The sequence below is a fragment of the Bacillus sp. 105MF genome (genome assembly GCF_000374885.1).
GTDB lineage: Bacteria > Bacillota > Bacilli > Bacillales > Bacillaceae_G > Bacillus_A > Bacillus_A pseudomycoides.
The window spans coordinates 80,913-107,300 of the sequence record NZ_KB895578.1 but is presented as its reverse complement, the minus strand read 5'-3'; the positions used below and the strand labels follow the sequence as shown (position 1 = coordinate 107,300).

At 34.2% G+C, this 26,388-nt stretch carries 28 protein-coding genes; 24 read left to right on the top strand and 4 right to left on the bottom strand.

The features are described 5' to 3' along the window. The first annotated feature begins 122 nt into the window (after window positions 1-122). From C564_RS0119140 to C564_RS0119120, 5 genes are all read left to right on the top strand, one after another. Window positions 123-848: an ABC transporter ATP-binding protein gene (locus tag C564_RS0119140; RefSeq protein WP_016114694.1), complete on the top strand. Its 726-nt coding sequence runs from the start codon at window positions 123-125 to the stop codon at window positions 846-848. Next, complete coding sequence (locus C564_RS0119135) at window positions 826-2,022, top strand: ABC transporter permease (RefSeq protein ID WP_018766433.1); 1,197 nt, start codon at window positions 826-828, stop codon at window positions 2,020-2,022. The genes C564_RS0119140 and C564_RS0119135 overlap by 23 nt, the downstream gene beginning before the upstream one ends. A gap of 281 nt (window positions 2,023-2,303) precedes the next feature. Continuing rightward, window positions 2,304-2,882, top strand: coding sequence for a YpjP family protein (locus C564_RS0119130; protein ID WP_018766432.1), 579 nt, complete (start codon window positions 2,304-2,306; stop codon window positions 2,880-2,882). Window positions 2,883-3,013: 131 nt separating this feature from the next. Beyond that, on the top strand, window positions 3,014-3,646 hold the full coding sequence (locus tag C564_RS0119125; protein WP_018766431.1) for an HAD-IA family hydrolase: 633 nt from the start codon (window positions 3,014-3,016) through the stop codon (window positions 3,644-3,646). Window positions 3,647-3,666: 20 nt separating this feature from the next. Beyond that, the gene (locus tag C564_RS0119120; RefSeq protein WP_018766430.1) at window positions 3,667-4,053 is read left to right on the top strand and encodes a VOC family protein; all 387 of its coding nucleotides are present in this window, start codon (window positions 3,667-3,669) and stop codon (window positions 4,051-4,053) included. An 86-nt stretch (window positions 4,054-4,139) separates the two neighbouring features. Here the strand turns inward: C564_RS0119120 and C564_RS0119115 are convergent, their stop codons facing one another. Beyond that, window positions 4,140-5,597 carry a serine hydrolase gene (locus C564_RS0119115; RefSeq protein WP_018766429.1) on the bottom strand — a complete coding sequence of 486 codons (1,458 nt, stop codon included), beginning with the start codon at window positions 5,595-5,597 and terminating at the stop codon, window positions 4,140-4,142. A gap of 257 nt (window positions 5,598-5,854) precedes the next feature. On the opposite strand from C564_RS0119115, the gene C564_RS0119110 reads away from it, so the two are divergent. The 5 genes from C564_RS0119110 (at window position 5,855) to C564_RS0119090 (ending at window position 11,195) form a co-directional block, all read left to right on the top strand. After that, window positions 5,855-6,811, top strand: a complete 957-nt coding sequence (locus tag C564_RS0119110) for a thymidylate synthase (protein WP_003197376.1) — start codon at window positions 5,855-5,857, stop codon at window positions 6,809-6,811. A 20-nt stretch (window positions 6,812-6,831) separates the two neighbouring features. Continuing rightward, complete coding sequence (locus C564_RS0119105; RefSeq protein WP_003197378.1) at window positions 6,832-7,320, top strand: dihydrofolate reductase; 489 nt, start codon at window positions 6,832-6,834, stop codon at window positions 7,318-7,320. Window positions 7,321-7,505: 185 nt separating this feature from the next. Then, window positions 7,506-9,491 (top strand): penicillin-binding transpeptidase domain-containing protein, encoded by a 1,986-nt coding sequence (locus C564_RS0119100; protein WP_018766428.1) that lies wholly within the window; start codon window positions 7,506-7,508, stop codon window positions 9,489-9,491. A 237-nt stretch (window positions 9,492-9,728) separates the two neighbouring features. Further along, window positions 9,729-10,364, top strand: coding sequence for an FMN-dependent NADH-azoreductase (locus tag C564_RS0119095; protein WP_018766427.1), 636 nt, complete (start codon window positions 9,729-9,731; stop codon window positions 10,362-10,364). A gap of 111 nt (window positions 10,365-10,475) precedes the next feature. Then, a complete protein-coding gene (locus C564_RS0119090; RefSeq protein WP_003197382.1) occupies window positions 10,476-11,195 on the top strand; it encodes a lysophospholipid acyltransferase family protein in 720 nt (239 codons plus the stop codon). Between the two features lie 35 nt (window positions 11,196-11,230). Here C564_RS0119090 and trhA read toward each other — a convergent pair whose 3' ends face one another. Then, window positions 11,231-11,887, bottom strand: a complete 657-nt coding sequence (trhA, locus tag C564_RS0119085) for a PAQR family membrane homeostasis protein TrhA (RefSeq protein WP_018766426.1) — start codon at window positions 11,885-11,887, stop codon at window positions 11,231-11,233. A gap of 192 nt (window positions 11,888-12,079) precedes the next feature. On the opposite strand from trhA, the gene tatA reads away from it, so the two are divergent. The 4 genes from tatA to C564_RS0119065 all read left to right on the top strand — a co-directional run bounded on the left by tatA (window position 12,080) and on the right by C564_RS0119065 (window position 14,449). After that, window positions 12,080-12,244: a twin-arginine translocase TatA/TatE family subunit gene (tatA, locus tag C564_RS0119080; RefSeq protein ID WP_001132888.1), complete on the top strand. Its 165-nt coding sequence runs from the start codon at window positions 12,080-12,082 to the stop codon at window positions 12,242-12,244. Window positions 12,245-12,318: 74 nt separating this feature from the next. Further along, the gene (gene tatC, locus C564_RS0119075; RefSeq protein ID WP_016114704.1) at window positions 12,319-13,047 is read left to right on the top strand and encodes a twin-arginine translocase subunit TatC; all 729 of its coding nucleotides are present in this window, start codon (window positions 12,319-12,321) and stop codon (window positions 13,045-13,047) included. A 154-nt stretch (window positions 13,048-13,201) separates the two neighbouring features. Next, on the top strand, window positions 13,202-13,453 hold the full coding sequence (locus tag C564_RS0119070) for a DUF2535 family protein (RefSeq protein WP_000605583.1): 252 nt from the start codon (window positions 13,202-13,204) through the stop codon (window positions 13,451-13,453). A gap of 153 nt (window positions 13,454-13,606) precedes the next feature. Continuing rightward, the gene (locus tag C564_RS0119065; RefSeq protein ID WP_003197390.1) at window positions 13,607-14,449 is read left to right on the top strand and encodes a DegV family protein; all 843 of its coding nucleotides are present in this window, start codon (window positions 13,607-13,609) and stop codon (window positions 14,447-14,449) included. Between the two features lie 291 nt (window positions 14,450-14,740). Here the strand turns inward: C564_RS0119065 and C564_RS0119060 are convergent, their stop codons facing one another. Then, window positions 14,741-15,712 carry an MBL fold metallo-hydrolase gene (locus C564_RS0119060; protein WP_003197392.1) on the bottom strand — a complete coding sequence of 324 codons (972 nt, stop codon included), beginning with the start codon at window positions 15,710-15,712 and terminating at the stop codon, window positions 14,741-14,743. A gap of 344 nt (window positions 15,713-16,056) precedes the next feature. Between C564_RS0119060 and C564_RS0119055 the strand changes: the two genes are divergently transcribed. Continuing rightward, window positions 16,057-16,641, top strand: a complete 585-nt coding sequence (locus C564_RS0119055; RefSeq protein WP_018766424.1) for an SCO family protein — start codon at window positions 16,057-16,059, stop codon at window positions 16,639-16,641. Window positions 16,642-16,695: 54 nt separating this feature from the next. On the opposite strand, the gene C564_RS0119050 is transcribed toward C564_RS0119055, so the two are convergent. Beyond that, on the bottom strand, window positions 16,696-17,163 hold the full coding sequence (locus C564_RS0119050) for an Hsp20/alpha crystallin family protein (protein ID WP_003207117.1): 468 nt from the start codon (window positions 17,161-17,163) through the stop codon (window positions 16,696-16,698). Window positions 17,164-17,380: 217 nt separating this feature from the next. On the opposite strand from C564_RS0119050, the gene asnB reads away from it, so the two are divergent. The 9 genes from asnB (at window position 17,381) to C564_RS0119005 (ending at window position 26,355) form a co-directional block, all read left to right on the top strand. Then, window positions 17,381-19,282 carry an asparagine synthase (glutamine-hydrolyzing) gene (asnB, locus tag C564_RS0119045; RefSeq protein WP_018766423.1) on the top strand — a complete coding sequence of 634 codons (1,902 nt, stop codon included), beginning with the start codon at window positions 17,381-17,383 and terminating at the stop codon, window positions 19,280-19,282. Window positions 19,283-19,425: 143 nt separating this feature from the next. Then, window positions 19,426-19,785 (top strand): GNAT family N-acetyltransferase, encoded by a 360-nt coding sequence (locus C564_RS0119040; RefSeq protein WP_018766422.1) that lies wholly within the window; start codon window positions 19,426-19,428, stop codon window positions 19,783-19,785. 56 nt (window positions 19,786-19,841) lie between these two features. Continuing rightward, entirely contained in the window at window positions 19,842-20,171 is a 330-nt protein-coding gene (locus C564_RS0119035) for a hypothetical protein (protein WP_018766421.1), read from the top strand. 100 nt (window positions 20,172-20,271) lie between these two features. Further along, a complete protein-coding gene (locus C564_RS0119030; protein ID WP_018766420.1) occupies window positions 20,272-21,267 on the top strand; it encodes an N-acetylmuramoyl-L-alanine amidase in 996 nt (331 codons plus the stop codon). Window positions 21,268-21,645: 378 nt separating this feature from the next. Then, the gene (locus C564_RS0119025; protein ID WP_018766419.1) at window positions 21,646-22,608 is read left to right on the top strand and encodes an ABC transporter substrate-binding protein; all 963 of its coding nucleotides are present in this window, start codon (window positions 21,646-21,648) and stop codon (window positions 22,606-22,608) included. 133 nt (window positions 22,609-22,741) lie between these two features. Beyond that, on the top strand, window positions 22,742-23,620 hold the full coding sequence (gene dat, locus C564_RS0119020; RefSeq protein WP_018766418.1) for a D-amino-acid transaminase: 879 nt from the start codon (window positions 22,742-22,744) through the stop codon (window positions 23,618-23,620). Window positions 23,621-23,722: 102 nt separating this feature from the next. Then, on the top strand, window positions 23,723-24,370 hold the full coding sequence (locus tag C564_RS0119015) for a nitroreductase family protein (protein WP_026008627.1): 648 nt from the start codon (window positions 23,723-23,725) through the stop codon (window positions 24,368-24,370). A gap of 276 nt (window positions 24,371-24,646) precedes the next feature. Then, window positions 24,647-25,135: a hypothetical protein gene (locus C564_RS0119010; RefSeq protein WP_018766416.1), complete on the top strand. Its 489-nt coding sequence runs from the start codon at window positions 24,647-24,649 to the stop codon at window positions 25,133-25,135. Between the two features lie 350 nt (window positions 25,136-25,485). Continuing rightward, complete coding sequence (locus C564_RS0119005; RefSeq protein ID WP_018766415.1) at window positions 25,486-26,355, top strand: AraC family transcriptional regulator; 870 nt, start codon at window positions 25,486-25,488, stop codon at window positions 26,353-26,355. Window positions 26,356-26,388 lie beyond the last annotated feature (33 nt).

Here is a 26,388-nt window from a genome sequence, read left to right as displayed (position 1 = left end):
TTTTTCCTGCTAGTAATACGAATATGAATATTTAACATATTAGATATATAGAATGATATTTTAAGAAGAAATATGTTATGATTTCCCTGGAGTTTATTGTAAGTGGGAAGAGGGGAAGTAATTTGTTACAGGTCAATATTCGATCAGCGGGTTATGAAGCAGGAGAAAAAACAATCCATGATATAGCATTTTCAATTGAAAAAGGTGAACTAGTTGCTCTTATTGGTGCAAATGGAGCTGGGAAAAGTACGACAATTAAATCAATGCTTGGCTTACTTGCAAATATGGAGGGTGAAATTTCGTTTGGTGAAAAAGAGAATCCGTATGCATATGTGCCAGAACACCCAACGTATTATGATTATTTAACATTATGGGAGCACATTGAATTGTTAATGGCTGCACGTGGGTGTGAAATAGGGAGCTGGGAGGAACGCGCACAGGAGTTATTACATACATTTCGAATGGAAAAGCATAAGCATGAATACTTATCAAAGTTTTCAAAAGGTATGAAACAAAAATCAATGTTGATTTTGGCTTTTTTAACGGAACCAGACTTTTATATTATTGATGAACCGTTTATTGGATTAGATCCAGTAGCAACACGAGAATTTTTAAATTTCTTATATAAAGAAAAAGAGCGGGGAGTAGGGATTTTACTGTGTACCCATGTGCTAGATACAGCGGAAAGAATCTGTGAACGATTTTTACTTATTTCACAAGGAACGTTATTAGCAAACGGTAATCTACAAACAATTCAATCCCTAGCAGAAATGCCAGAGAGTCCATTATTAGATTGTTTTGATGCAATCGTAAGGCGGGAACAACATGATGAAACAACAATTTTATAAAAGGTTGCGTCATGAACTGAAAAGAAAATGGAAATCCATTCGGTCTGTAACTGATTGGACAATCGCATTATATTTTATCGTTCCAGTACTTGTATTTAGCGGGATTTATTATCGTTCGTTATGGACAAGAGAATTATCTGCAGAAGAACCGGCTTATTTTTTATTGGGCTTGTTTGTATTTTTCTTTGTTACATATTCAAGAGGAATGCGTTCGTTTTTTGAGCAAGCAGATAGCCTGTTTTTAATTCAGCATCCAGTTCACATGAAAAAATTAATGAAATATGGCATGGTATACACATGTATTCGAATAAGTATAACAAATATCATTGTAACGCTCATTATGTTACCTATATTGGTTAAGAGTATGGGGGCTTCTCTTTTACAAGTCGTATTATTTTGGCTGTTCTTTACCGTTTTTCGGTGTATGTTATCACTATTGGTAAGATATATAGATGTGCGTGGAGGGAAGCGCTGGGTATTATGGATTGTAAAGATTATCGTATTTTTTATGAGTTTTATTTGTTTGGGAAGTGGTATGTTTTTAGGTTTTAAACATCCAGTATATGCAATGCTATTTATCATTGTATTGATTGGAATTAGTTTGATATTGATAAAACAAAAAATGAACTATCAACGTTTCTTTTTTAAGGAAGTTGAAAAAGAAAAGGAAGAGGGTATGCGCTGGACAACGGAAATCATGCACTTTAGTGGTCAAATAACGAAGCAAAGTAATAACTCGAGACCATGGTTGTTTCCACGTTCGAAGCATATACTAGGGAAAAAATCTGATTCGCGTATTATTGAATCATTTTTTAAGGAGTATTTTCGATCAGGTGCTTCTTTAAGTTTTTATATTAAAATTATCTTTATGAGTGCAGTATCGATAAAAGTAACACCATGGTGGATTGCGCTTATTATTATTGTATTTGCCTGTGTTGCAATTGCACTTTATTCAGGGGATCAATGGAATGAATTTGTTAAAAAAATGTTTCTCCAATTATATTGTGATCAAGGGAAGTTATTATTGTTAAAAGGAAGAGCGGGAATGTCCTTGTTTGTTCCGGCTGTTTTGATTTACGGCATAGTTATACTTGGCCAGTTTTATTTATTACCAGCTATTATCGTAGGAAGCCTACTATTAATATTAATAGGCTGGATTGTATTCATACCATAGAAAAAAGAGCCATAATGGCTCTTTTTTAGTCTGTAATTGACTGGTAAATAAAATATAAGAGAACAAAAATGCTCACGACGGAGTACATGACATCTAGAGTCATTAAAAATCCTCCTCACTATTGTTGTACTTATATTATATGAAATCTGACTATTACATATTCAAATGAAAAAAATATGAAAGTTAATAAATTTGTAAAGTGCAAAAATTAGCATCATTTTGTATAATGGAAGAAACAACTGTTATACAAATATAAGTAGTGAAAGGGGAGGGAATAAAAAATGCCAAATTGGTTTAGAAAGACGTTAGTCGCATTAATTACTGTATTTACATTTGGTTTAGTGACGCCTCCTTCTATTTTGCTTGATAATGCAAAAGCGGACAAGCCTACAACAAGGCAACAAAATTTGGAGCAGACGTCCTATACATATGAAGAAAATCGAGAGAGGTTAACCGCAGAGACCTTTGTGACCTATGCAATGCAAGAAGCTGAGAAACAATCTATGCAAAAGTTTGGTTCTAAAATTGGACCTGTCATTGAAGATGAATTTAAAGATATTATTCTACCTAAAATAGAAGAAGCAATTGCAGAGCTTACAACAGATGTACCGGAAGAGTCTTTACAATCATTAACAATTTCACAGAAACCAGCAGGCGGCAATAACGAAAAGATTTTTCATGTATATGATACGAAAACAGGAAATGATTTACTACGTTTCCATGTAAGGCGGGATCATCCACCACAAGATGGATATTATTTTAATTTCCACTACCATCGCTTTGATGATGGATATACAGCGCATCATGAGTTAGGAGATATTTATTGGAATACGAATATGCCGCCGAAATGGCTGTCGTGATAAAAAGAACGAGGAGATGTCCTTGTTCTTTTTTGTTTTTATAAATGTGAAAATTAAAGGTGAAGCGGATCTTAACAGCGAATAGAGTATGTTTAGATTTGTTCAAAAAAGAGGCTAAGGGAGTATTCATTATGTTGAAATATGTTGTATTTGATTTTGACGGTACATTAGTAGATTCACAAGATATATTTGTTCCTATTTATAATCAACTTGCTGAGAAGCATGGGTATAAAACGGTAAGTGAAGAAGAAATTGAACCTTTAAGAAAATTATCTATTCCTGAAAGGTGTAAACAGCTTCATGTACCACTTTATAAATTGCCTATATTAGCGCTAGAGTTTTATAAACTATACCAGCCAGCTATTAAAGATCTAGTCTTATTTAATGGCATGAAGGAAGTGCTAGATGAATTACATAGAAAGGGTTATGGAATAGCAGTAATATCCTCTAATTCAGAAGAGCATATTAGAGCATTTCTACATAACAATCAAATAAAAAATATTCAAGAAGTTTTTTGTTCGAAAAATTTGTTTGGGAAAGATAAAATTATCAAGAAATTTTTAAAAGAAAAAAAGTTAACAGAAGCTGATATGCTGTATGTTGGTGATGAGCAACGAGATATTGTTGCATGTAAAAAAGTTGGCGTAAACGTCGTATGGGTTGGATGGGGATATGATGTGATGGAAACGATCAAAGAAGATTCTCCAAATTATATGGTAAATACACCAAATGAAATTTTACATATAGTTGAGTCTGTTCATTAAAATGAAAGAAAGAGAAGGGGATGCAGCAGTTTGAACCTGGTATTCATCATATTGAATTTTGGGTAGCAAATTTAGAGGAATCCATATGTTTTTATAGTAGGTTGTTCTCTATCGTTGGTTGGAAACAGTTGAATGAGAGTGCATTTAGTACAGGGAAGATTGAAATATATTTCAAGGAAGTAGATGAAAAGATTGTAAGAACGTTAGGGCCGAGGCATATTTGTTATCAGGGTGTTAGTAGAGCTGTAGTTGATAAGGTCACTAATTTCTTACAAAATGTACAAGCGGAGATTATTCGTGGGCCGATTGAGACGAATCATTACTCAGATGGATATTATACTGTGGATTTTTATGATCCGAATGGGTTTGTTGTAGAAGTGGCTTATACGCCTAATGTGGAAATGTGAGGAGAGATCTTATTACCCGTTAATACGGGATAAATAATAGAGGAAAGTATAGCTTTCCTCTATTATAAGTTTAGATTGTTGTATTTTTATTTAATCTTCGTAAATGTAAGAGGCTGTGTACTTAACATAACTGGTACATGTAATTGGATTGTTTGGAATTCCCCTTTTATATCCATCTCATAAGCAAGCAACACATTCATTTCTATTTGGAATAAGTATAATGTTGCATAAAACATATCATAATGATGGTGATGTAAACGAACTTTTAGTTCTGTGAACTGTAAATATAACTCTTCATTTTGTTTATACACTTCTAGTGTTCCATAAGCAGGGTGTTCGAATGTTCCAATATAGTCTTCTAATGCATGAGAAGGTACGGTCTCTTTTACTTGTTCTGGAAGTGATTGGTTTACTTCTTTCATCATTTCTTTCAATTGAGCGGTGTCTTCTATAGCACGCTTATGCCAATCAAGTGTTTCCAATCCGAGGAGTTCGTCATAGATTTGATTTGCAAGATAACTAGGAAGTAAGGTGCTTCCGGCGTTCGTTAATATGACAAGGCCTATATTTTCTTTTGGAATAAATGAGACAAGTGCAGAAAATCCATCGATACCTCCGCTATGATGAATTACTTTATAGCCACGGTAAGAACTAATAAACCAACCAAGACCATAACTATTTACTGGTGATTCAGGGGGCGATAAAAGTGGCTGATCAGGAATTGTATTGTGCGGCGTATACATTTGTTGTAATAATTCAGAAGATAGTAATTCGTGATCTCCTGTTTTTCCTTGATTAAGATGGAAAAGTACCCAATTTGCCATATCTGCAATTGTTGAATTGATGCATCCAGCAGCTCCTACTGTATCAATATTACGGAATGGTACCTCTTTTATTTCTCCATCTTTCTCAACGTAAGGCAATGCGTAGTCATTCGTATTTTGTGAGTCTGTGACAGAGAAGTTTGTTTGCTCCATTTGAAGTGGTGCTAAAATATGTTCTTTGGCGTATTGCTCCCATGTCTGATTTGTAATGTTTTCTACAATATAGCTAATTGTTGCATACATTAAGTTGTTATATAAGAAAGCTGTGCGAAATGGTGCATCAAGTGATAAATGCTTTATTTTTTCAACGATGTCTTTTCGAGTTAAGGAAGAGTTGTACCAAAGAGCATCATGACGACTAACGCCAGAGCGGTGGGAAGCTAAATCACGTGCTGTAATTTGGGAGCTTGCAAGTATATCTGATAAAGCGAAGGTAGGGATATAAGATTGAACAGGAGTATCCCAATCAAACTTTTTTTGTTGTGCTAATAGGCTTAAAGATAGGGTGCCAAATGCCTTGGTCGCAGATCCAATTGCAAAGCGTGTTTGAGGCGTAACCGGTTTTTTCTGTTTTGAATCACGATAGCCAAATCCTTCTGAAACAATGACTTCTCCATCTTTTATAACTGCGACAGCAGCCCCAGGAACGTGTAGATCTTTCATCATTTTTTCAATTGTTGTTTGTAATGAACTAATAACAGGAATTTCAATTTTAGACATGCTTCTAACCTCCAAATATTATTTTATACTTCCGCACTATAGTTTCTTTGGTAAAGAGTGAAATACCTCTTAAAAGATGAAAAGTTAAGAATTTTGTAAGATTCATTAAAATGGATATCCTATACTAGATTTCTGTTAATACTTACTATATTGAAATATTTTTCAATAAGTTTTACTGAGAATTTTGCATGCAGAATTATTTTTTGTATGATAAACTCCATATAGGAAATAGATGCGAAAGAGGGTTTTTCTTACATATGAAACATGCTGAATATGAATACTTAAATCTGTGTCGCCATGTGATGGAGCATGGTACAAAAAAAGAAGATCGTACAGGAACAGGGACTGTATCTGTATTTGGATATCAAATGCGTTTTGATCTTAGCAAGGGATTCCCTTTGTTAACGACAAAGCGTGTGCCATTCCGCTTAGTAGCTAGTGAACTTCTTTGGTTCATGAAAGGCGATACAAATATTCGTTATTTACTACAAAATAACAATAATATTTGGAATGAATGGGCGTTTAAAAGCTGGGTAGAAAGCGATGCGTATGAAGGGCCAGATATGACGGACTTTGGACTTCGCTCTCAGCAGGATGAAGAGTTTAAGAAACAATATGATGAGCAAATGGATTTGTTTAAAAAGAATGTACTGGAAGATGATGATTTTGCAAATCAGTATGGCTATTTAGGAGATGTATATGGAAAACAATGGCGTGCTTGGAAAACGACAGCAGGTGAGACGATTGATCAGTTAAAAGATGTAATCGAAATGATTAAGAAAACACCAGATTCTCGTCGCTTACTTGTTTCTGCTTGGAATCCTGAAGATGTGCCAAGTATGGCACTTCCGCCTTGTCATACGCTATTTCAATTTTACGTAGCAGACGGAAAGCTTTCGTGTCAGTTATATCAACGAAGCGGTGATATTTTCCTTGGCATTCCATTTAATATTGCAAGCTACTCATTGTTAACACATTTAATCGCGCACGAATGTGGTTTAGAAGCAGGAGAGTTCGTTCATACGATTGGAGACGCACATATTTACACAAATCATTTTGAACAAGTGGAAAAGCAGTTAGCGCGTGAACCACGTCCGTTTCCAACGCTAAAATTAAATCCAGATGTAAAGTCTGTTTTTGATTTTGAAATGGAGGATTTAACATTAGAAGGTTATGATCCACATCCTGCAATTAAAGCGCCTGTCGCAGTGTAAACGCAAAAGGAGATGAAAATATGATTATTTCATTTATGGTCGCAATGGATGAAAATAAAGTCATCGGTAAGGATAATAAATTACCGTGGCATTTACCAAGTGAATTGCAATATGTTAAGAAGACAACAATGGGTCACCCACTTATTATGGGGAGAAAAAACTATGAAGCGATTGGAAGACCACTTCCAGGAAGACGAAATATTATCGTAACGCGCAATATGAATTATCATGTAGAAGGCTGTGAAATTGCGCAGTCAGTAGAAGAAGTATTTGAGTTATGTAAAAATGAAGAAGAAATTTTTATTTTTGGTGGAGCGCAAATTTACGAATTGTTCTTACCATATGTGAACAAGCTTTATATAACAAAGATTCACCATTCATTTGAAGGAGATACATTCTTCCCAGAAATGAATATGAAAGAGTGGAAAGAAGTTTTTGTGGAAAAAGGTGTTACGGATGAAAAGAATCCGTACACATATTACTATCACATATATGAAAAACAAAAATAATCATAAAAAGATTGATGTGTATGTTCACATCAATCTTTTTATTTGGATAATAAGATAAAACTTTATGAATGAACTTTTTTGATGATATAATGGTAGAGGTTGTAAGTTTTAGTAGCTTAGGAAAAATCCATAAAAGACAGATTTATATTTATTATTTCTTTGCTTAACTAAAGGAGGAGAATCGGTTGAAAAAACTATGGGGATTGCTTTTTCTTTGCTTCACACTCATGCTAGTAGGATGTGGTAAAGAAGAAAAGCCAGAACAAGCATTTGATACATATGCAAAAGCGTGGAATAAGCAAAAATTTGCAGATATGTATGATCAATTGTCAGAAGATGCAAAAAAATCTATTTCAAAAAAAGATTTTACAGAGAAGTATGAAAAGATTTATGCGGGTATTGAGGTTAAAAATCTAAAGATAGAAACAGGAAAAGTAAAAGAGGATAAAGAAGATAAAGGGCCAGTTCCTTTTAATGTGAGTATGGATACAGTTGGTGGGAAAATTTCCTTTTCTCACGAAGCAAAGCTTGTGAAAGAGAAAGATGGAGATAAAGAATCTTGGAAAATAGACTGGACTCCAGATTTTATTTTTCCAGGCATGACAAAAGACAGTAAAGTACGTATGCAAACGTTTCAAGCGAAGCGTGGGGAGATATATGATCGTAATGGAAAAGGACTTGCAACGAATGGAAGAGCAAATGAAATTGGCATCATTCCAGGTAAACTAGGAGAGGCTGCACCACAGACAAAGGAAACAATTGGAAAGTTGCTGAATATGTCTGTAGAAGAGATAGATCAAAAGCTTGCGGCAAAATGGATTAAACCAGATTCATTTGTACCAATTGGGATTTTACAAGAAGGTGCAACGCAAAATGATTATATTTCTTTAGACGGTGTAACGACTCGACAAGTCAATGTTCGTACATATCCATTGGGAGAGGCTGCTGCTCATTTAACAGGATATATGGGGAAAGTGAATGCAGAAGATTTAAAGGATTTACAGAAAAAAGGATATCAGGCAGATGACCCAGTTGGAAAAGCTGGTTTGGAGCAAGTATTTGAAGAGAAGCTACGTGGTAAAAAAGGTGGCCGTGTCTTCATGGAGGATGCACAAGGAAAAGAGAAAAAAGAATTAGCTAAAATTGAAGCAAAAGATGGAGAAAATGTTACGTTAACAATTGATAGTACAATTCAGGAAAAAATCTTTAACGAAATGAAGGGAGAAGCTGGTTCAAGTGCAGCGATAAATCCGCAGACTGGTGAAACAATTGCACTTGTGAGTAGCCCTGCGTACAACCCGAATGTAATAGTAAGGGGTGCATCAAAAACACAACGTGAAGCATGGAATAATGATCCGAAAAAGCCAATGACAAATCGCTTTACACAAGCATCGGCACCAGGTTCTGTATTTAAAGCAATTACAGGTGCGATTGGTCTTGAAACGAAAACAATTGATCCAAAAGAGGAATTGAAAATTGAAGGATTACAATGGACAAAAGATTCTTCATGGGGAAATTATTATGTAACACGTGTAAAAGATGCAAGTCCAATTGATTTTGATAAAGCAATGAAGTTTTCTGATAACATTTACTTTGCACAACAAGCAATAAAAATTGGGAAAGATAAATTTATGAGTGAAGCAAAGAAATTTGGATTCGATGAAAAGTTACCAATTGAATATCCATTCCCGGTTTCAAAAATTGCAAAAGATGGCATTAAAAATGATATTCAAATGGCTGATACAGGGTATGGACAAGGCCAAGTATTAATGACGCCTCTTCATTTGGCATTAACGTATGCACCGATTGTAAATGAAGGGAATATACCATCTCCACATCTTATTAAAGATGATAAACAAGTTAAACCTTGGAAAGAAAATGTGATTTCTAAAGGGAACCAAGATATATTAAAAAATGCGTTAACAAAAGTAATTAATGATGAAGATGGTACAGGGAAAATTGCTAAGATTGACGGTATGACTCTCGCTGGAAAAACGGGAACAGCTGAGTTAAAAGAGTCGAAGGAAGCAGATGGAAAAGAACTTGGATGGTTCGCTGCTTTTGATGTAAATTCACCCAATATGATTGTTACGATGATGATTGAAGATGTAAAAGGCCGGGGTGGAAGTAACGTACCTGGTGAAAAAGTGAAACATGTTTTTCAAAAGTAATACTTAGGAAAAAGCTATCTCCTTAAAAAAGGAGATAGCTTTTTTCGTGAAGATTGAATAATGAAATGTGAATATTCAATGAAATGGAGATAGGAGAATTATCTACTTACGAAAAAAAAGTAGCTATTTTTTATTGACAGAAAAAGAATGTTTTTGTATTATACTTACATAAGGTAAGTTATTTACTTTTTTATTAAAATCTCAAATTAAAGATAATTATTAAGGGAGAGAATAAAAATGACAAAAGTACTATTTATTACAGCAAATCCAAATTCAGCAGAAGCATCTTTCAGTATGGCAGTAGGGGAATCATTCATTGAAGCATATAAAAATGAACATCCACAAGATGAAGTGGTAACAATTGATCTATTTAACACAACTGTACCAGCAATTGATGCAGAAGTATTTACAGCTTGGGGTAAATTTGCAGCAGGTGAAGGCTTTGAAACGTTAAGCGAAAGCCAACAACAAAAAATTGCAGCAATGAATACAAACTTAGAAACATTTATGAATGCAGATCGTTATGTGTTTGTAACGCCAATGTGGAACTTCAGTTATCCACCAGTAGTAAAAGCATACTTGGATAACTTGTCTATCGCAGGTAAAACTTTTAAATATACTGAAAACGGACCAGTTGGTTTACTAGAAGGGAAAAAAGCACTTCACATTCAAGCTACAGGTGGCGTTTACTCTGAAGGACCATACGCAGCAATGGACTTTGGCCGCAAGCACTTAAATGCAGTATTAGGATTTATGGGTATATCTGATGTAGACTACCTTGCGGTTGAAGGTATGAATGCAAACCCTGAAAAAGCACCAGAAATTAAAGAAGCGGCAATTGCAAATGCTCGCGAATTAGCAAAACGTTTCTAATATAGAAAACTCAAAAATGTCCAAACGCTTGTCGTTTGGACATTTTTTCTTCTTTTTCCTTCGTTTGTCTAGTATAATGAAGGACGGAATGAGAATAAGTGGGGGTTCTATATGATTCAAACGTTTTTTAAAATCTTTTATTTAATTGTAATTGTAATTGGTATTACACCGAGATTATGGCGTATAAAACGAAAAGCACAGACAATGTCGCCACAAGAGAAAGATCGCCTCGTGTATAAAACAACAAACTGGTTTGGTAAGAAAATGGTTCGTGTAGCTGGGTCGACTGTACAAGTAAATGGAATTGAAAATGTGCCGAAAGATAAACCGGTCCTTGTTGTAAGTAATCATCAAAGTGATATGGATATTCCAGTTTTACTTGGGTACTTGAATAAACCGATTGGGTTTGTTTCAAAAGCAGAAATTAAAAAATTTCCGATTGTACCAACTTGGATGGAATTGATGAATTGTGTGTTTATGGATCGTAGTAATCGTCGTCAGTCGCTCCAAGCTATTAAAGATGGAATTGAACTTTTAAAGAATGGACATTCTATCGTAATTTTCCCAGAAGGAACGCGCAGTAAGGCGGGCGAAATGGGGGAGTTTAAAGCAGGAAGTTTTCATCTTGCTGTAAAAGCCGGAGTAGCTATTTTACCAGTAACTGTAGACGGAACATATAAGATGTTTGAGGCGAATGGAAATCGCATGAAGCCTGCTCATGCAACAGTAACCATTTCTAAACCAATTACACCTGAGCAATATGCAAGTATGGATATAAAAGAATTAACGCAGCATACGAAAGATATTATTGCGGCTCAATTACATAAGTAATAAAAAAAGTCTCAGCTTGAAAAGCTGAGACTTTTTTATGCAACAGGCAATACATAAAACAAGACGCAGAAGAACATCATTGCACTACCACCTAATACAAAAAGGTGCCAAATTGCATGGTTGAAGGGCAGCTTTTCCCAAAGGAAAAATATAGCCCCTACTGAATATAGGATCCCACCGGTTAACAATAGTGAAAATCCATGCCCGGTTAAATTTTCATAAAGTGGTTTAATAGCGACGATAATGAGCCAGCCCATAATGATATAGCACAGTGTTGACATTTTAATAAAACGGCGTACAAAGAAAATTTTGAAAATAATTCCACCGATGGCCAGCGTCCAAATAATTGCAAGTAATGTCCAGCCGAGTGGCCCTCTTAGAGTAATTAGTAAGAATGGTGTATACGTGCCGGCAATTAAGAGATAGATGGCCGAGTGATCTAAAATCGTAAATAATTTTTCTACTTTCGGGTGGTGGATGCTATGTAATAGCGTAGAAAACAAATATAGTAGAAACATGCTCACGCCGTAAACTGTAAATCCAACAATAGCAGATACAGTACCATGCTTTGATGCATGCATAATTAGTATTATTAATGCAGGAATGCTTAAAATGGCACCGATGCCATGGGTAATCGCATTGGCAATTTCCTCTTTTACGAATTGCGTCATTCGTGTTATTTTTTGAGTCATAATTTGATTCCTTTCATGTTTGATGAAGTAAGGTGTAATTTCCTTTACCATATCATATACATAAGAAATAGAAAATGAAAATTGTTTAAGTGATTATATTTTCGAATTTTTTTGACAAAAGCTAATAGATGCATTGACGTTTACAAAATTTTTTGACAAAATAAAATTAAGTGAGATTAAGGGGGAAGTCATATGCCAAATATTGGGGTTCCGGGTTTAATATTAATTTTAGTACTCGCTTTAATTATTTTCGGTCCAAAAAAGTTACCTGAAATTGGACGAGCTTTTGGGGAAACATTAAAAGAGTTTAAAAAGTCTGCAAAGGGTTTGCATGATGATACGGAAGAAAAGAAATAAATTTCACTAGGTTATTTTGTTTCTATGGTATATAGCGAGTGGGGAATGTGGTGATAAGAGTGGACAATCAAGAGATGAGTGTCATAGAGCATCTTGGAGAGTTAAGAAAGCGACTCATTATAACAGCGCTGACGTTTCTGATTTTTATTGTCATTGGCTTTTCATTTACGAAAGAAATATATAATTTTATCGTAAAAGATTTAAATATGAAATTAACTGTTTTAGGTCCAAGTGATATTTTATGGATTTATTTTGTGATTGCAGCTGTCTTTTCAATTGTATGTACAATACCAGTTGCAGCTTTACAAATTTGGTTATTTGTAAAACCAGCTCTACATGAACATGAGCGTAAAATGACAATTCTGTATATTCCGGCATTATTTCTATTATTTATTGGAGGACTTTGCTTCGGCTATTTTCTGATTTTACCATTTATTTTGCAATTTTTAATGAGTCTTGGTGATGATATGTTTCAGACAATGTTTACGACGGATAAGTATTTTTCGTTTGTGATGAATATGACAGTACCATTTGCTGTGATATTTGAACTTCCTGTCGTTACGATGTTTTTAACTAGTATAGGTGTTCTTAATCCAATAGCACTACAAAAGGTGAGAAGATATGCGTATTTTATTTTAATTGTAATTGCTGTTTGTATTACACCGCCAGACTTTATTTCTGATTTTTCAGTAGCGATACCACTTCTTGTAATTTATGAATTAAGTATTACAGCATCAAAGTTTGTGTATAAGAGGAAAATAAAAAGAGAAATGAATACAGAATCAAAAAGTGCCTCATTATAAAGGCACTTTTTTTATTTATTTGTTATACTATACTTATAACTGTATACAATATAAAGAAGAAAAAAATTATAGAATCTCCGAAATTTAGACAAACTTTTCACTAGTGTAAGTTTATACTGAAGTTATAAATCCAATAAAAAAGAGGATTGATATCGTGATTATGAAAAGTTTTTATTTCACTCATTCAACAGGGAATTGTATCAAAATATTTGAAATCCCTGTCCTACAAGCACAACACCCATTAGCATTTCTAATTCAGTCACGTCTTCAACTATTTATTGCTAAAATTCAAAAACAAAAACAACCGAGATTCTCATACTCTTTTCGCGAATATTTACAAAGTTGCTTAAAGTGGAATGATTATTCAAATGTATATCAAACAAACTCGCTTGAAAAAAATGCATAGTCTAAAATAGAGACAGAGCAAATAAGCTCTGTCATTTTCTTTTTAGACATAAAAGTCAAAGAAATTTGTCGAAAATCACTTCAAACTGTTGAAAGCATTGTGAATACTAGTATAATAACAAGGAGAGCGTATTGGAAAGGGAAGAAGTAAAATATGCAAAAAATTAAAATTGTTACAGACTCAACGGTGGATTTATCACAAGATGTGATTCAAAAATATGATATTCATGTTATTCCATTGTCGATTTCTGTAAATGGAAAAACATACTTAGATCGTGTAGATTTACAGCCGGATGAATTTATTGAAGAAATGCAAAAATCAGAAGAATTACCAAAAACATCACAGCCAGCAGTCGGATCGTTTGTTGAAATGTATGATCGTTTAGGGGAGGACGGTAGCCAAGTTCTTTCCATTCACTTAACGCATGGTTTAAGTGGGTCAGTTGCAACAGCTAATACTGCAGCAACGATGACAGATACGAAAGTTACAGTGGTAGACTCATTGTTTATTACGCATGCTTTATCGTATCAAGTAATTGAAGCAGCAAAAATGGCGAAGGAAGAACGTTCTTTGGAGGATATTTTAAAGCGTGTTGAAGAAGTTCGTAAAAATACTCGTCTATTTGTAGTTGTTGATACGTTAGAAAACCTTGTAAAAGGCGGTCGGATTGGAAAAGGAACAGCTATGATCGGATCTTTATTAAACATTAAGCCAATTGCAAGTATTGATGATGGTGTATATAATCCTGTTGCGAAGGTACGCAGCAAAGGTCAAATTGTGAAAACATTGATAAAAATGTTTGAGGAAGATATAGCTGGTAAAACAGTAAAGGCGGTAGCTGTACCACATGCGAAAGCATTACCGTTAGCGCAAAAAATGAAAGAAGCAGTTGAAAAAATTAGTGGATTTACACAAACGGAAATTTTTTACACAACGCCTATAATTAGCACACACACTGGTGTAGGGGCAATCGGATTTTCATATTTTGCTGAATAGAAAAAGAGCTACTTGAGGGTAGCTCTTTTTATCTTTTCATCTACAGCAACATTTTAAATGAATGAGACTATTTAGGAGTGGGGAAGAAGTTCTATTAATTAAGATGTTATAACTGATTGTAATAGACGATGATAATCGTGATGATGGCGTTTATTGAAATCATAAAGCGTCGTTGTAAATACTCCCTCATATAATAATATTCCTTTCTCCTTTTATCGGTTCTTATATGAACAGAAAATCAGCAGTTCATTAAAGCCTTAGTTTATAATATGCATAAAAGGGGAAAGGGATTTATAATTTTGCGTGTTCCTTTATGGATTCTTTTTCCTCAGAGGGCATTTTTTCTGGAAAATACGTTTGACCAAGAAATAATACGTGAAGTTGTTCCCAAGGTAACATACGTAAATTCCAGTTGTTACGAAGTCGGGTAATAGCTTCTCTAGGTGTCTCATCAGCAAGTGCAAATGTACCGTAATGCATTGGAATGAAATGCGTTGCTTTTACATCTAAAAAGGCTTGCACTGCTTCCTCGGGGGAAACATGTGATACTTTCATAAACCATTCTGGTTCATATGCACCAATAGGCATTAAGGCGATATCAATAGAAAATCGGTTGCCAATTTCTTTAAACCCTTGGAAATAGCCACTATCACCACAAAAGTAAATTGTTTCATCTGTTGTGCTATTATCGATAACCCATCCACCCCAGTGGGAAGTATTCATATCAAACAATGATCTTCTTGTCCAGTGCTGCGCCGGTACGAAGTGAAATGCTACATCATTAATTTTTGTGAATTCCCACCAGTTATATTCTTCTACTCGCATAAACTTTTTTCTTGTAAATAACTTTTTTAATCCAGTAGGTACTAAGTATAGAACATCTGAATTCAATAGACGAAGTGTAGAAAAGTCCAAATGGTCATAATGACCGTGTGAAATGAGGACAATATCAATCTTAGGTAATTCCTGTAATGTAAGGCCGGGATTCGTTAGCCTCGGTACAAGCTTTATTTTCTTTGACCATACTGGATCTGTTAAAATGTTGAGCCCGTTTGTTTGTATAAGGAATGTTGAGTGACCTATCCATGTAATTGTTGTTTTTTCAGTGTTCGTTCGTAAAAACTGGCTACTCTTTACAGGTGATTGTTCTACTAGATAAGAAAAATCTTTTTTGTTTTGTTTTCGTTCTTTACGCCAACGTAAAAAAGAACGAAGTGGTTTTTTTGTACTAACATTATCCATATTTTCATAGCGCTTTGCCATGAACATCACCTCATTTAAAATCTTTGTAGTTGTATTGTATCGAAATGTTGTAAAGGAAAAAAGTGAGGGAAATTGATTAACGATTAAAAAATTGTAAAAAATAGTGTGGATATCTTTACAAAGCGAGTGACTTATTGAAAATTATTGTGTAAAGAGACGGGAAGGAGATAATTTTAGTAAACAATGAAACAGTTGTCTAGTAATTCGCTCGAAAATAGGAAGTAACATACCTAAATTCGTACGATTTCGTGAACAAATTGGATAAACAATTTTCTCATAGTGTTTACTTTTGTTATGATAAACATGTCATACATAAATTTAGAAAAGAGAAGAGAGGTTTGAAAATGAAGCGTTATCAAAAGCTGATTGGTCTCATAGTTGTTTTTTGCTTCTTTATACTTGCAGGATGCGGCTCAGGATCAAAACTCCGTAAACCATTAAATTGGGATTTAGAAACTTTTCAATACATAAATCAAGATGGTAAAAAGTTTGGAACAAAAGATTTAAAAGGGAAAGTATGGGTGGCTGACTTTATGTTTACCAATTGTCAAACGGTTTGTCCACCAATGACTGCTAATATGGCAAAGCTACAAAAGATGGCGAAAGAGAAAAAATTAGATGTTCAATTCGTTTCGTTTAGTGTAGATCCTGAAGTGGATAAACCAGAGAATTTGAAAGCATTTATACAAAAGTTCACAGATGATACGAAAAATTGGAATTTGCTAACAGGGTACTCATTAGAAGATGTGAAAAAATTTGCAAAGGATAATTTCCAAACGTTAGTAGATAAACCGGAAAATGGTCAAGTCATCCATGGAACATCGTTCTTCTTAGTTGATCAAGAAGGAAAAGTAATGAAGCAATACAGTGGAATTAGTAAGACACCGTACGAAGACATTTTACGTGATATGGAGCGACTCTTGAAATAAAAGAAGGATGCTGGGCATCCTTCTTTTTGGATATGGAAAATATATATATAATGGTTAATCTATGGATAAAATATCGTGCTGTTGTGGAAGTTTTTGAGCGCGGATTTCTAAAATACCATTTTGATAGGAAGCTTTTGCACTTTTTTTCTTAATTAGATATGGAAGCTTAATCATGCGAGAAGCACCTGACATGGATCGCTCACGGCGATAGTAATTATGTGAAACTTCATCTTTTGTTTCTTCCATGATTTCTTCAGTAACAGAGATTTTTAAGTATTCACTTTGAATTTCTATTTGGATTTGTTCCTTTTGAACGCCCGGGAGTTCTGCTTTTATGACCAGTTCTTCTCCAGTTTCATATAGGTCGACAGGGAATGTTAATAAGCGGTTTCCTTTTTGAAAAAAGTGATTCATATCCGCAATTACATCACGTAATGGCGTTTGTTCAAAAAAATCATCAATTTGTTTTAAGTAACTACGAATTGGTGGACGAGACGAAGATTCTTTTTTTTCATCACTCATGTTTTTGCCTCCTAGAAATCAATTTGCAATATCATATGACAAATGTGTGCAAATGTGAGTGCCTATTTTTCATGTTTGCACAAAAAAATTGGGTAAAATGTGAAATGGAGTGATTTTTTTATAGTTTTTATCGCCATATCGAGTTGATTATGCTAGTATAAATAGGGTTGATATAGTAGTATAGAAACAGAATGAAAACTGAAAGAGGGTAAGAAGTATGTGTGGTTTTGTAGGATGTTTATGTGAAAACCCTAGAGAGTTTTCAGAAACAGAAAAACATCAATTTGAAAATATGAATACGATTATTTTCCACCGTGGTCCAGATGACGAGGGATATTTTCGTGATGAACATGTACAATTTGGCTTCCGCCGTTTAAGTATCATTGACTTAGAGGCAGGACATCAGCCGCTAACTTATGAAAATGATCGATATGTAATTATTTTTAATGGTGAAATTTACAACTATGTAGAATTACGTGAAATGCTACTTGAAAAAGGTGCAACATTTGCAACGCAATCTGATACAGAAGTTATTATCGCATTGTATGCACACATGAAAGAGAAATGTGTAGATTACCTACGTGGTATGTTTGCATTTATGATTTGGGATCGTGAAGAAAAGAAACTTTTCGGTGCACGTGACCACTTCGGTATTAAGCCGCTATATATCGCGCAGCAAGGTGATACAACATTCTTTGCATCTGAAAAGAAAAGTATCATGCATGTTATGCAAGATAAAGGGGTAAATCCAACTTCTCTGCAACATTACTTTACGTATCAATATGGACCAGAACCAGAAACATTAACTGTTGATATTAATAAAATCGAACCTGGTCATTATTTCGTAAAAGAAATCGGTAAAGAGATGGAAATTCATCGCTACTGGAAACCATATTTCAATGCTTCAAGTGCGACAAAAGAGGAGCACATTCAAGCGATTCGCGACGTATTGTATGATTCTGTAAAAGTTCATATGCGTAGTGATGTACCAGTAGGTTCATTCTTATCTGGTGGTATCGATTCATCTATCATTGCGTCTATCGCAAGAGAAATGAATCCAAATCTTCTAACATTCTCTGTTGGTTTCGAACGCCGCGGCTTTAGTGAAGTTGATGTAGCAAAAGAAACGGCAGAAAAGTTAGGCGTTACAAACCATAGTGTCTTCATTACAGCGAAAGAATTCATGAACGAATTCCCAAAAATTATTTGGCATATGGATGATCCTTTAGCTGATCCAGCTGCTGTACCGTTGTACTTTGTAGCAAAAGAAGCGCGTAAGCATGTAACAGTAGTTCTTTCTGGTGAAGGTGCGGACGAGCTATTTGGCGGATATAATATTTATCGTGAACCAAACTCGTTAAAAATGTTCTCTTATATTCCTACTCCAGGAAAAAGTGTCTTAAAAGCATTAAGTGGAGCATTAAAAGAAGGATTTAAAGGGAAAAGCTTCTTAGAACGTGGATGTACACCAATTGAAGAACGCTACTATGGTAATGCGAAAATCTTCCGTGAAGAAGAAAAAGCTGAGTTAATGAAGTATTATAATGAAAGTGTTAACTATATGGATATCACGAAGCCATTGTATAATGAAATTAAAGATTATGATGATGTAAGCAAAATGCAATACATCGATATGTTCACATGGCTACGCGGCGACATTTTATTAAAAGCTGATAAAATGACGATGGCAAATTCATTAGAACTTCGTGTGCCATTCTTAGATAAAGAAGTGTTTGACGTTGCGTCTAAAATTCCAACAGAATTAAAAATCGCAAATGGAACAACAAAAGCAATTTTACGTGAAGCAGTGCGCGGAATCGTTCCGGATCACGTGTTAGATCGTAAAAAGCTTGGATTCCCTGTACCAATTCGTCATTGGTTAAAAGATGAAATGCATAACTGGGCTGTTAATATTATTAAAGAAAGCAAAACAGAGCATTTAATCGACAAACAGTATGTATTAAACTTACTGGAAGCACATTGTGCAGATAAAGGCGATTATAGCCGTAAAATTTGGACAGTACTTGCATTTATGGTATGGCACCAAATTTATGTTGAGCATAAATATGATACAAATGAGTTTCATGAAGAAACAAAGCGTGCGTATAGCTTAGTATAAAGTGAAACTGGCATCCGCCACTGATTATTATCCCACCAATAGTGGGATAAATAAGAAAACCTTAAGATTGCATACGATCTTAAGGTTTTTTTCATAAATACGTATTGTAGTTGATACAATAATAATAAAAGGATGGACAAAATATGATTACGTTTGAAAAAGTGAATACAGAAACAAAAAAAGTTGTTGAAGAAATGTTTGTTTCTAATGGTTTGAATATAAAGGAAGTTCAATATTGTATAAAAATTGATGATACATATATTGGTGTAATTGATTATACCGTTCAAGGTGAGCGTGCTATATTATCTAATTTAATAATTCATTTTGATTATCAAGGTTACGGATATGGAACGAACACTTATTTTACATTTGAAGAAATGATGAAGAGTAGAGATATGAAAGATATCAAGGTGTTACAAGGGGATCTAACTAAACAAGCTAAATCTTTTATAGAGGGACTCGGCTTTATATGGAACGGTGAAATGTACATAAAACGCTTCTAAAAGGAAAGAAGTTAACTAAGGAAAGAAATGAATATAAGGCAGGTGGATGTATGACGATGACGTCTGGTTTTTTACTAATAGGGAGTTGTTTTATAGGAGCAGAACTATGCCAAATTTTCATCCGGAAAATGATGCGTAAAAAGCGTAAACCGTATGAATGGCAATACATTCCGGTATTTTTTATTCTGTTTTTTACTTTGTATGTATTACAAAATGCAATCCATTTTCCACCAATGTTGAACATTTTTTTGAAGTTTGGCTTAATATATAGTGGCAGTGGAATGGCTATTCTATTTTGTTTGTTTTGTATACGGCATGTTCATTATCAGTCGTACATATTTATTTTAAATTGGCTCAATCGAGATGATGGAAATCGCCTTACATAAGGTGGTTTTTTTGTTTGTTTTGTAACCAAATTTTTATGTTGTACATAAAATAGGACGAGCATAAATATAAGCTCTATTAAATATAGAAAGGAAATGGTATATGAAGCTAGTTATAGATGCAGGTCATGGCGGATACGATTCCGGTGCTGTTGGAAACGGTTTGGTTGAAAAAAATCTAACACTTCAAATTGCTAAGCGTGTTCGAGATATTTTACTTGCAAATTATGCAATTAATATTAAGATGACGCGCGATAGTGATGTCTTTATCTCATTATCAGAACGTGCAAATATTGCTAATTCTTTCGGAGCAGATTTTTTCATCTCATTTCATATTAATAGTGGCGGTGGAACAGGTTTTGAAAGTTATATTTATAATGGACTATCAGATAGCAGTTCTGCAGCAGCCAAGCAACAAAAGATGCATGTGGCAGTTAATCCTGTTTTAACGAAATACGGTTTGCGTGATCGTGGTGCAAAAAATGCAAATTATGCAGTACTAAGGGAAACAGCTATGGATGCTTTATTAACAGAAACAGCTTTTATTGATACAACATTTGATGCAAATTTATTAAAAAATCCGCAGTTTATAGAAGATTTATGCCAAGCATATGCAAGAGGAATTGCTGTAATCTTAGGATTAACGGCAAATCCAAACCCACCAAATCCAGAACCGCCAAGTCCAGCTCCTCAAACAAAAGGTGTAGCATATATTCGAGGAAAGAACGTGAATTTAAGAAGCGGCCCATCAACATCATCCTCAGTGATTCGTCAGTTAAATTCTCCAGAATCGTATGTAGTTTATCAGGAAAGTAACGGTTGGCTAGATTTAGGGGCAGGCCAATGGATATATAATGATCCATCGTATATTGATTATGTGAAATACGGAAATAGTGATGGAAGTCCGATTGGAGTGGCGAATATTCGAGGGACGAATGTGAATTTAAGAAGCGGTCCATCAACATCGTCTTCAGTGATTCGTCAGTTAAATTCTCCAGAATCCTATTTAGTATACGCAAACCAAAACAGTTGGCTAAACCTAGGAGGAAATCAGTGGATATATAATGATCCATCTTATATCAAATATGATCAATATTAAAATATAAAAGATTAATAATGGAATTGAATGACACCCTGCCTTGAATGTCTTGCAAACAGAAGAACTTAGAGGGAGGGCTTTTTGTGAGGAAATAATATATTAAAATTATAAACATGCTAATTGGACTTATCATTGTAATAGCTATGCAATTCGTGTCGAAAAGGGCAAGTCAAAACATGTGTTATGCATTGATTGAAGTGACAATTACTTTTGTATGCCTGTTCATTTTCCATGTTTATCGGTAGGATGAAATTGTATACATGTTGGAATAGTTGAGAGAACATATTTTAGAAAAATTTTAAAAATATATTGACAACTTTTAGTCAATACATTAATCTTTAAAATGTTAATGATAATCAATTTCATCTAGGAGGACATATGACCCGAACTAAAAATATCTTTATTCTCTGCATTGTAATGTTAACGGTTATGATTGCAGGATGTGGAAAAGAAGAGAAGAAAGAAACGAATACAGCAGCAGAAGGAAAAGAATCGTATGTAATTAAGCATGCGATGGGGGAAACAACGATTAAAGGAATACCTAAAAGAGTTGTTGTCCTAACAAATGAAGGTGCCGAGGCACTTTTAGCGGTAGGAGTTACACCGGTTGGTTCTACAAAACCAAGAGCTGGTGAAGAATGGTATCCGCATTTAGCAAAAGAATTGAAAGATACAAAAGTTGTAGGAACTGAGCGTGACGTTAATTTAGAGGCGATTATGGAATTAAAGCCTGATTTAATTATTGGGAATAAGATGCGTCATGAAAAAGTATATGAACAATTAAAAGAGATTGCACCTACTGTTTATGCTGAAACACTACGCGGGGATTGGAAAGAAAACTTTACGTTATACACAAAAGCCGTAAATAAAGAAAAAGAAGGTCAAAAAGCGCTGGATGATTATAAGAAGCGTATTGAAGCGATAAAAGAGAAACTAGGAGATAAAATAGTATCTAAAGTTTCTATCATTCGTTTCGTTCCAGGTGATGTTCGTATTTATCAAAAGAATTCATTCTCTGGTATTGTTTTGCAAGATATCGGATTTAAGAGGCCACCACTTCAAGATAAGGATGATTTTGCGATAAAAGGTGTTACAAAAGAGCAAATTCCAAATATGGATGGAGACTATTTATTCTATTTCACATCTGATAAAGATGCTAATAAAAATAATGAAGGAAATACGATAGCGAAAGAATGGACAGAAGACCCACTCTTTAAACAGCTACAAGCTTCCAAAAATAATAAAGTATTCGAAGTAGATGAAGTTATTTGGAATACAGCAGGCGGCATTAAAGCGGCAAATCTTATGTTGGATGATATTGAAAAATACTTTCTGAAATAAGTAAATAACCTATAAAAACACATCACTATTAAATTGTGATGTGTTTTTATATTCTTAAATAACTGAAAAATCATCACTATTAAGTGCAAATAAGTTGTAAAATGAAAATAATTATTAGGAAAGGAGTGGTAATATGACAACAGGTGTTCATAAAGATTGGATTTTGTTTAATGGAAGAATTGTGAATATGAAGGAAGAACAGCCAATGGTTGCATTAGAAGAGCGAGGTTTACAATTTGGTGATGGTATATATGAAGTGTTTCGTTTATATAATGGGAAACCTCACCTACTAGATTTACACTTAGAAAGATTCTTTAAATCTATGAAGGAAATTCATCTTGTTCCACCTTTTACAAAAGAAGAATTAATTGAACAACTTCAGCAATTAATTGAGAAAAATCAATTTCAAGAAGATGGGAATGTGTATATTCAAATTTCAAGAGGCATGCAGCCACGAAATCATGTATATGAATCAAATCTAGAGCCAACTTGTTTTGCAAACATTGTTTCATTCCCGAGACCGCTATCTCTAATGGAAAAGGGAATAAAAGTAACAGTGGAAGAGGATATTCGCTGGAAGTTTTGCCATATCAAATCTTTAAATCTTCTTCCTAATATTATGATTAAGAATAAAATTAATGAAGAAGGGTATCAAGAAGCGATATTAGTTCGAGATGGAATTGTAACAGAAGGATGCCATTCGAATTTCTTTATTATAAAAAATAATAAAGTGATTACGCACCCAGCGGATCAACTTATTTTACATGGAATTACTCGTCATCATGTCATTTCATTAGCAACAGCTCTACATATTGAAGTAGAAGAGCGAGGGTTTTCATTACAAGAAGTATACGAGGCAGATGAATGCTTCTTTACAGCAACACCCCTTGAAATACTCCCTGTCATTCAAATTGGAGACGAATCATTTGGTAATGGTGAACGGGGACCTGTTACAAGGAAGTTACAAGAAGCTTATGAAGAAAGCATCGCTACCTTTAAAGTAATAAATTGAATGCGCAAGGAAAATGAAGCTGGTATTCCTCCAGCTTTTTTTCGTGATATAATTAAGCATAGGACAATTTTTGAAAACGCTATAAAAGGGGATTTTATGTATATGAATTATGAAGCATTTAAAGAAGTAATTCACGGACGACGCAGTGTTCGGAAGTTTACAGAACAAGAAGTATCTATTGGTGACATAGAGGAAATTATTGATTGTGCTCGTTATGCTCCAAGCGATACGAACTCACAAACGTGGGAATTTATTGTTATTATGAATCGGAATAAAATTAAAGAAATTGAGAAAATGACATGGGATGCTTTACATAAATTGGCTGAAAAAGCAACGGAAAAAGGAGAAGAAAAAGCAGGCAAATTACTTACGCGTTCGTTTGGACCATATGCAACTGCTTTTTCTGATGCACCGGCTTTAATCGTATGTTTAGCTACACCATATGAGTCAAAGTTTCGTGAAAAGATATTTGATCCAATTGACTTCGTTCCAGATTCAGTATGGGAAGAAGAGGGGATTAAGAGTAGTTGTTTAGCTGCGCAAAATTTAATGTTAGCAGCATATGCAAGAGGTCTTGGGACCTGCCCGATGACAGGGCCGGTGTTATTAGCTCAAAATGAACTGCGACAATATTTACAGATTGATCCTGAGAAACAAATTAATATGGTAATTTCGCTAGGGTATCCAAAAGATAAACCGAAGAAACTTGCTCGAAAAGAAGTAAAAGATATTACAAAGTTTATTTTGTAGGATGTTATGTAAAAAATTAGAAAAAGACATTGGATGTATCAATGTCTTTTTCTAATTTTTCTAGAGGAGAATATTTTTTAGTGATAATGGGCTAGAATGGAGAGTAAGAAGGAATTTCTAATTATTTCTTGAAAAAATTAATGATGTTAAAAAAGAAAGTATGGTACAGTAATGATGAACAGAATGTTTGTTCACGGAAGTTTAAAAAACTGAACTTAGAACAGATAATTATTTCTGTATAATAAATAAAGAATAAATTTACAGGGGGGATGAATTTTGAAGAAATTCATAATCACTGGATTGTCTGCTTTGTTACTGGTGGGGTGTGGTGTCCCGAATGGAAAAGAAGAAACTCAGCCAGTAAAAGAAGAACAAGTTGTAAATGCAAGTGATGAGAGTGTGACTCCTTTTCCAGAGGGAACAATGCCAATTGGTGAAGGGAAAGTAAAAGTAATCACGCCAGATGGTACTTCTGAAGATGGGAAGATACCAACTGTATTTGTAAAGAAGGATACTCTAATTCAGCAAGTTGAATTAGAACTTGCCGATTTTCAAAATGATAAAGAAACATTCGTATTCGTAGATAATATATTTGAAGATAAACATCATGTTACTAGCATGACGCAGACAACAGTAGAATTAAAACAAAAAACGTTAGAGAAAGGGTATCATACAATAACTGCAGTTCAATTTGAAAATAATGATCCAGCGGGAAAAGTTATTAACTTTGTACAGGCTAAATTTGAAAATAAACCTGCACATTAAAAAGGTAATACTCTGTTATGTTAGAGAGGGAAAGGTACATCACGATAAAGAGTGATGTACCTTTTTGGTTTTTATTCCGATTCTACCATTTGCGGGCAGTAAGACTCCCACCTCAAAATTCGGTGAAAATAAAGAAATTAGGCGGGAGAGTAACTGCCCATAAAAGCCCGATTGGTGAGGGGAAATAATTAATGGAGGATGGAGAATCCCCCACTGATTAAAGTTTCAATTTATCTTTTTATAAATACACATTAAGAAGAATTTGAATAAGTTACAATAAGAATTAGCACAAATTATCAAAAAATATTTTGATGAAAATATAAAATAGATTAAAAGAGGGGGGAGTGAAGATGGATTATTTCGAAAAAATCCAAAACTCTATTGAATTTATTGAAAGCAATCTACAGGACAGACTTAATGTTGTTGAAGTTTCTTCGCAATCTTGTTTTTCTCCGTTTCATTTTCAAAGGCTGTTTCAAGCGATTACAGGTTTTTCTGTACAAGAATATATAAGAAATAGAAGGCTATCTGAAGCTGCCATTTCATTAAGGGAAACAAGAAAGAATATATTAGAAATTGCGATTGATTTTCAATATAACTCACAAGAGGCATTTACACGGGCATTTGTAAATTATTTTGGAATGACTCCTGCTAAATATCGAAAGTCAGAAATCGCTTTACATTTACAAGCTAAAATGAATTTTTTTGACTATAAAAAGGAGATGAAGGGAGACTTGATTATGAATAAACCTAATATTGTACAACTAAGCAAAAGGGATATTATCGGTTTTGAATATAAAACTAATCTAAACAATGAAAAATACTTTGAGGAAATTCCAAAATTTTATTTTGACTTTGGAAGTAATGAATATTATTTGAGGATTCTTGAGAAAATTGCACCTAATATGTCATATGGTATCGCATGTAATTTTCATGATGATGGTAATTTTTCGTTCATTATTGGAGAAGAAGTACAGGGGAGTGCTGCAGAATTAGACGATGGGTTTGTTAATTTTGAAATTCCAGAAGGTAAATATGCTGAATTCAAAGTAAATGGTTCGACTGATTTAGTTCAAAATACGAGAAGGTATATTTATGGTACATGGCTACCAAACTCGAATTATGAAAGAAGAGAAGGACCAGATTTTGAAATTACCGATGTATTGCAATCAATATATCCAAATAAAATGAAAGTGATAATATATATACCTATACTTTAAATATAAATGTTTCGTAGGGATTTGTTTGAAAAT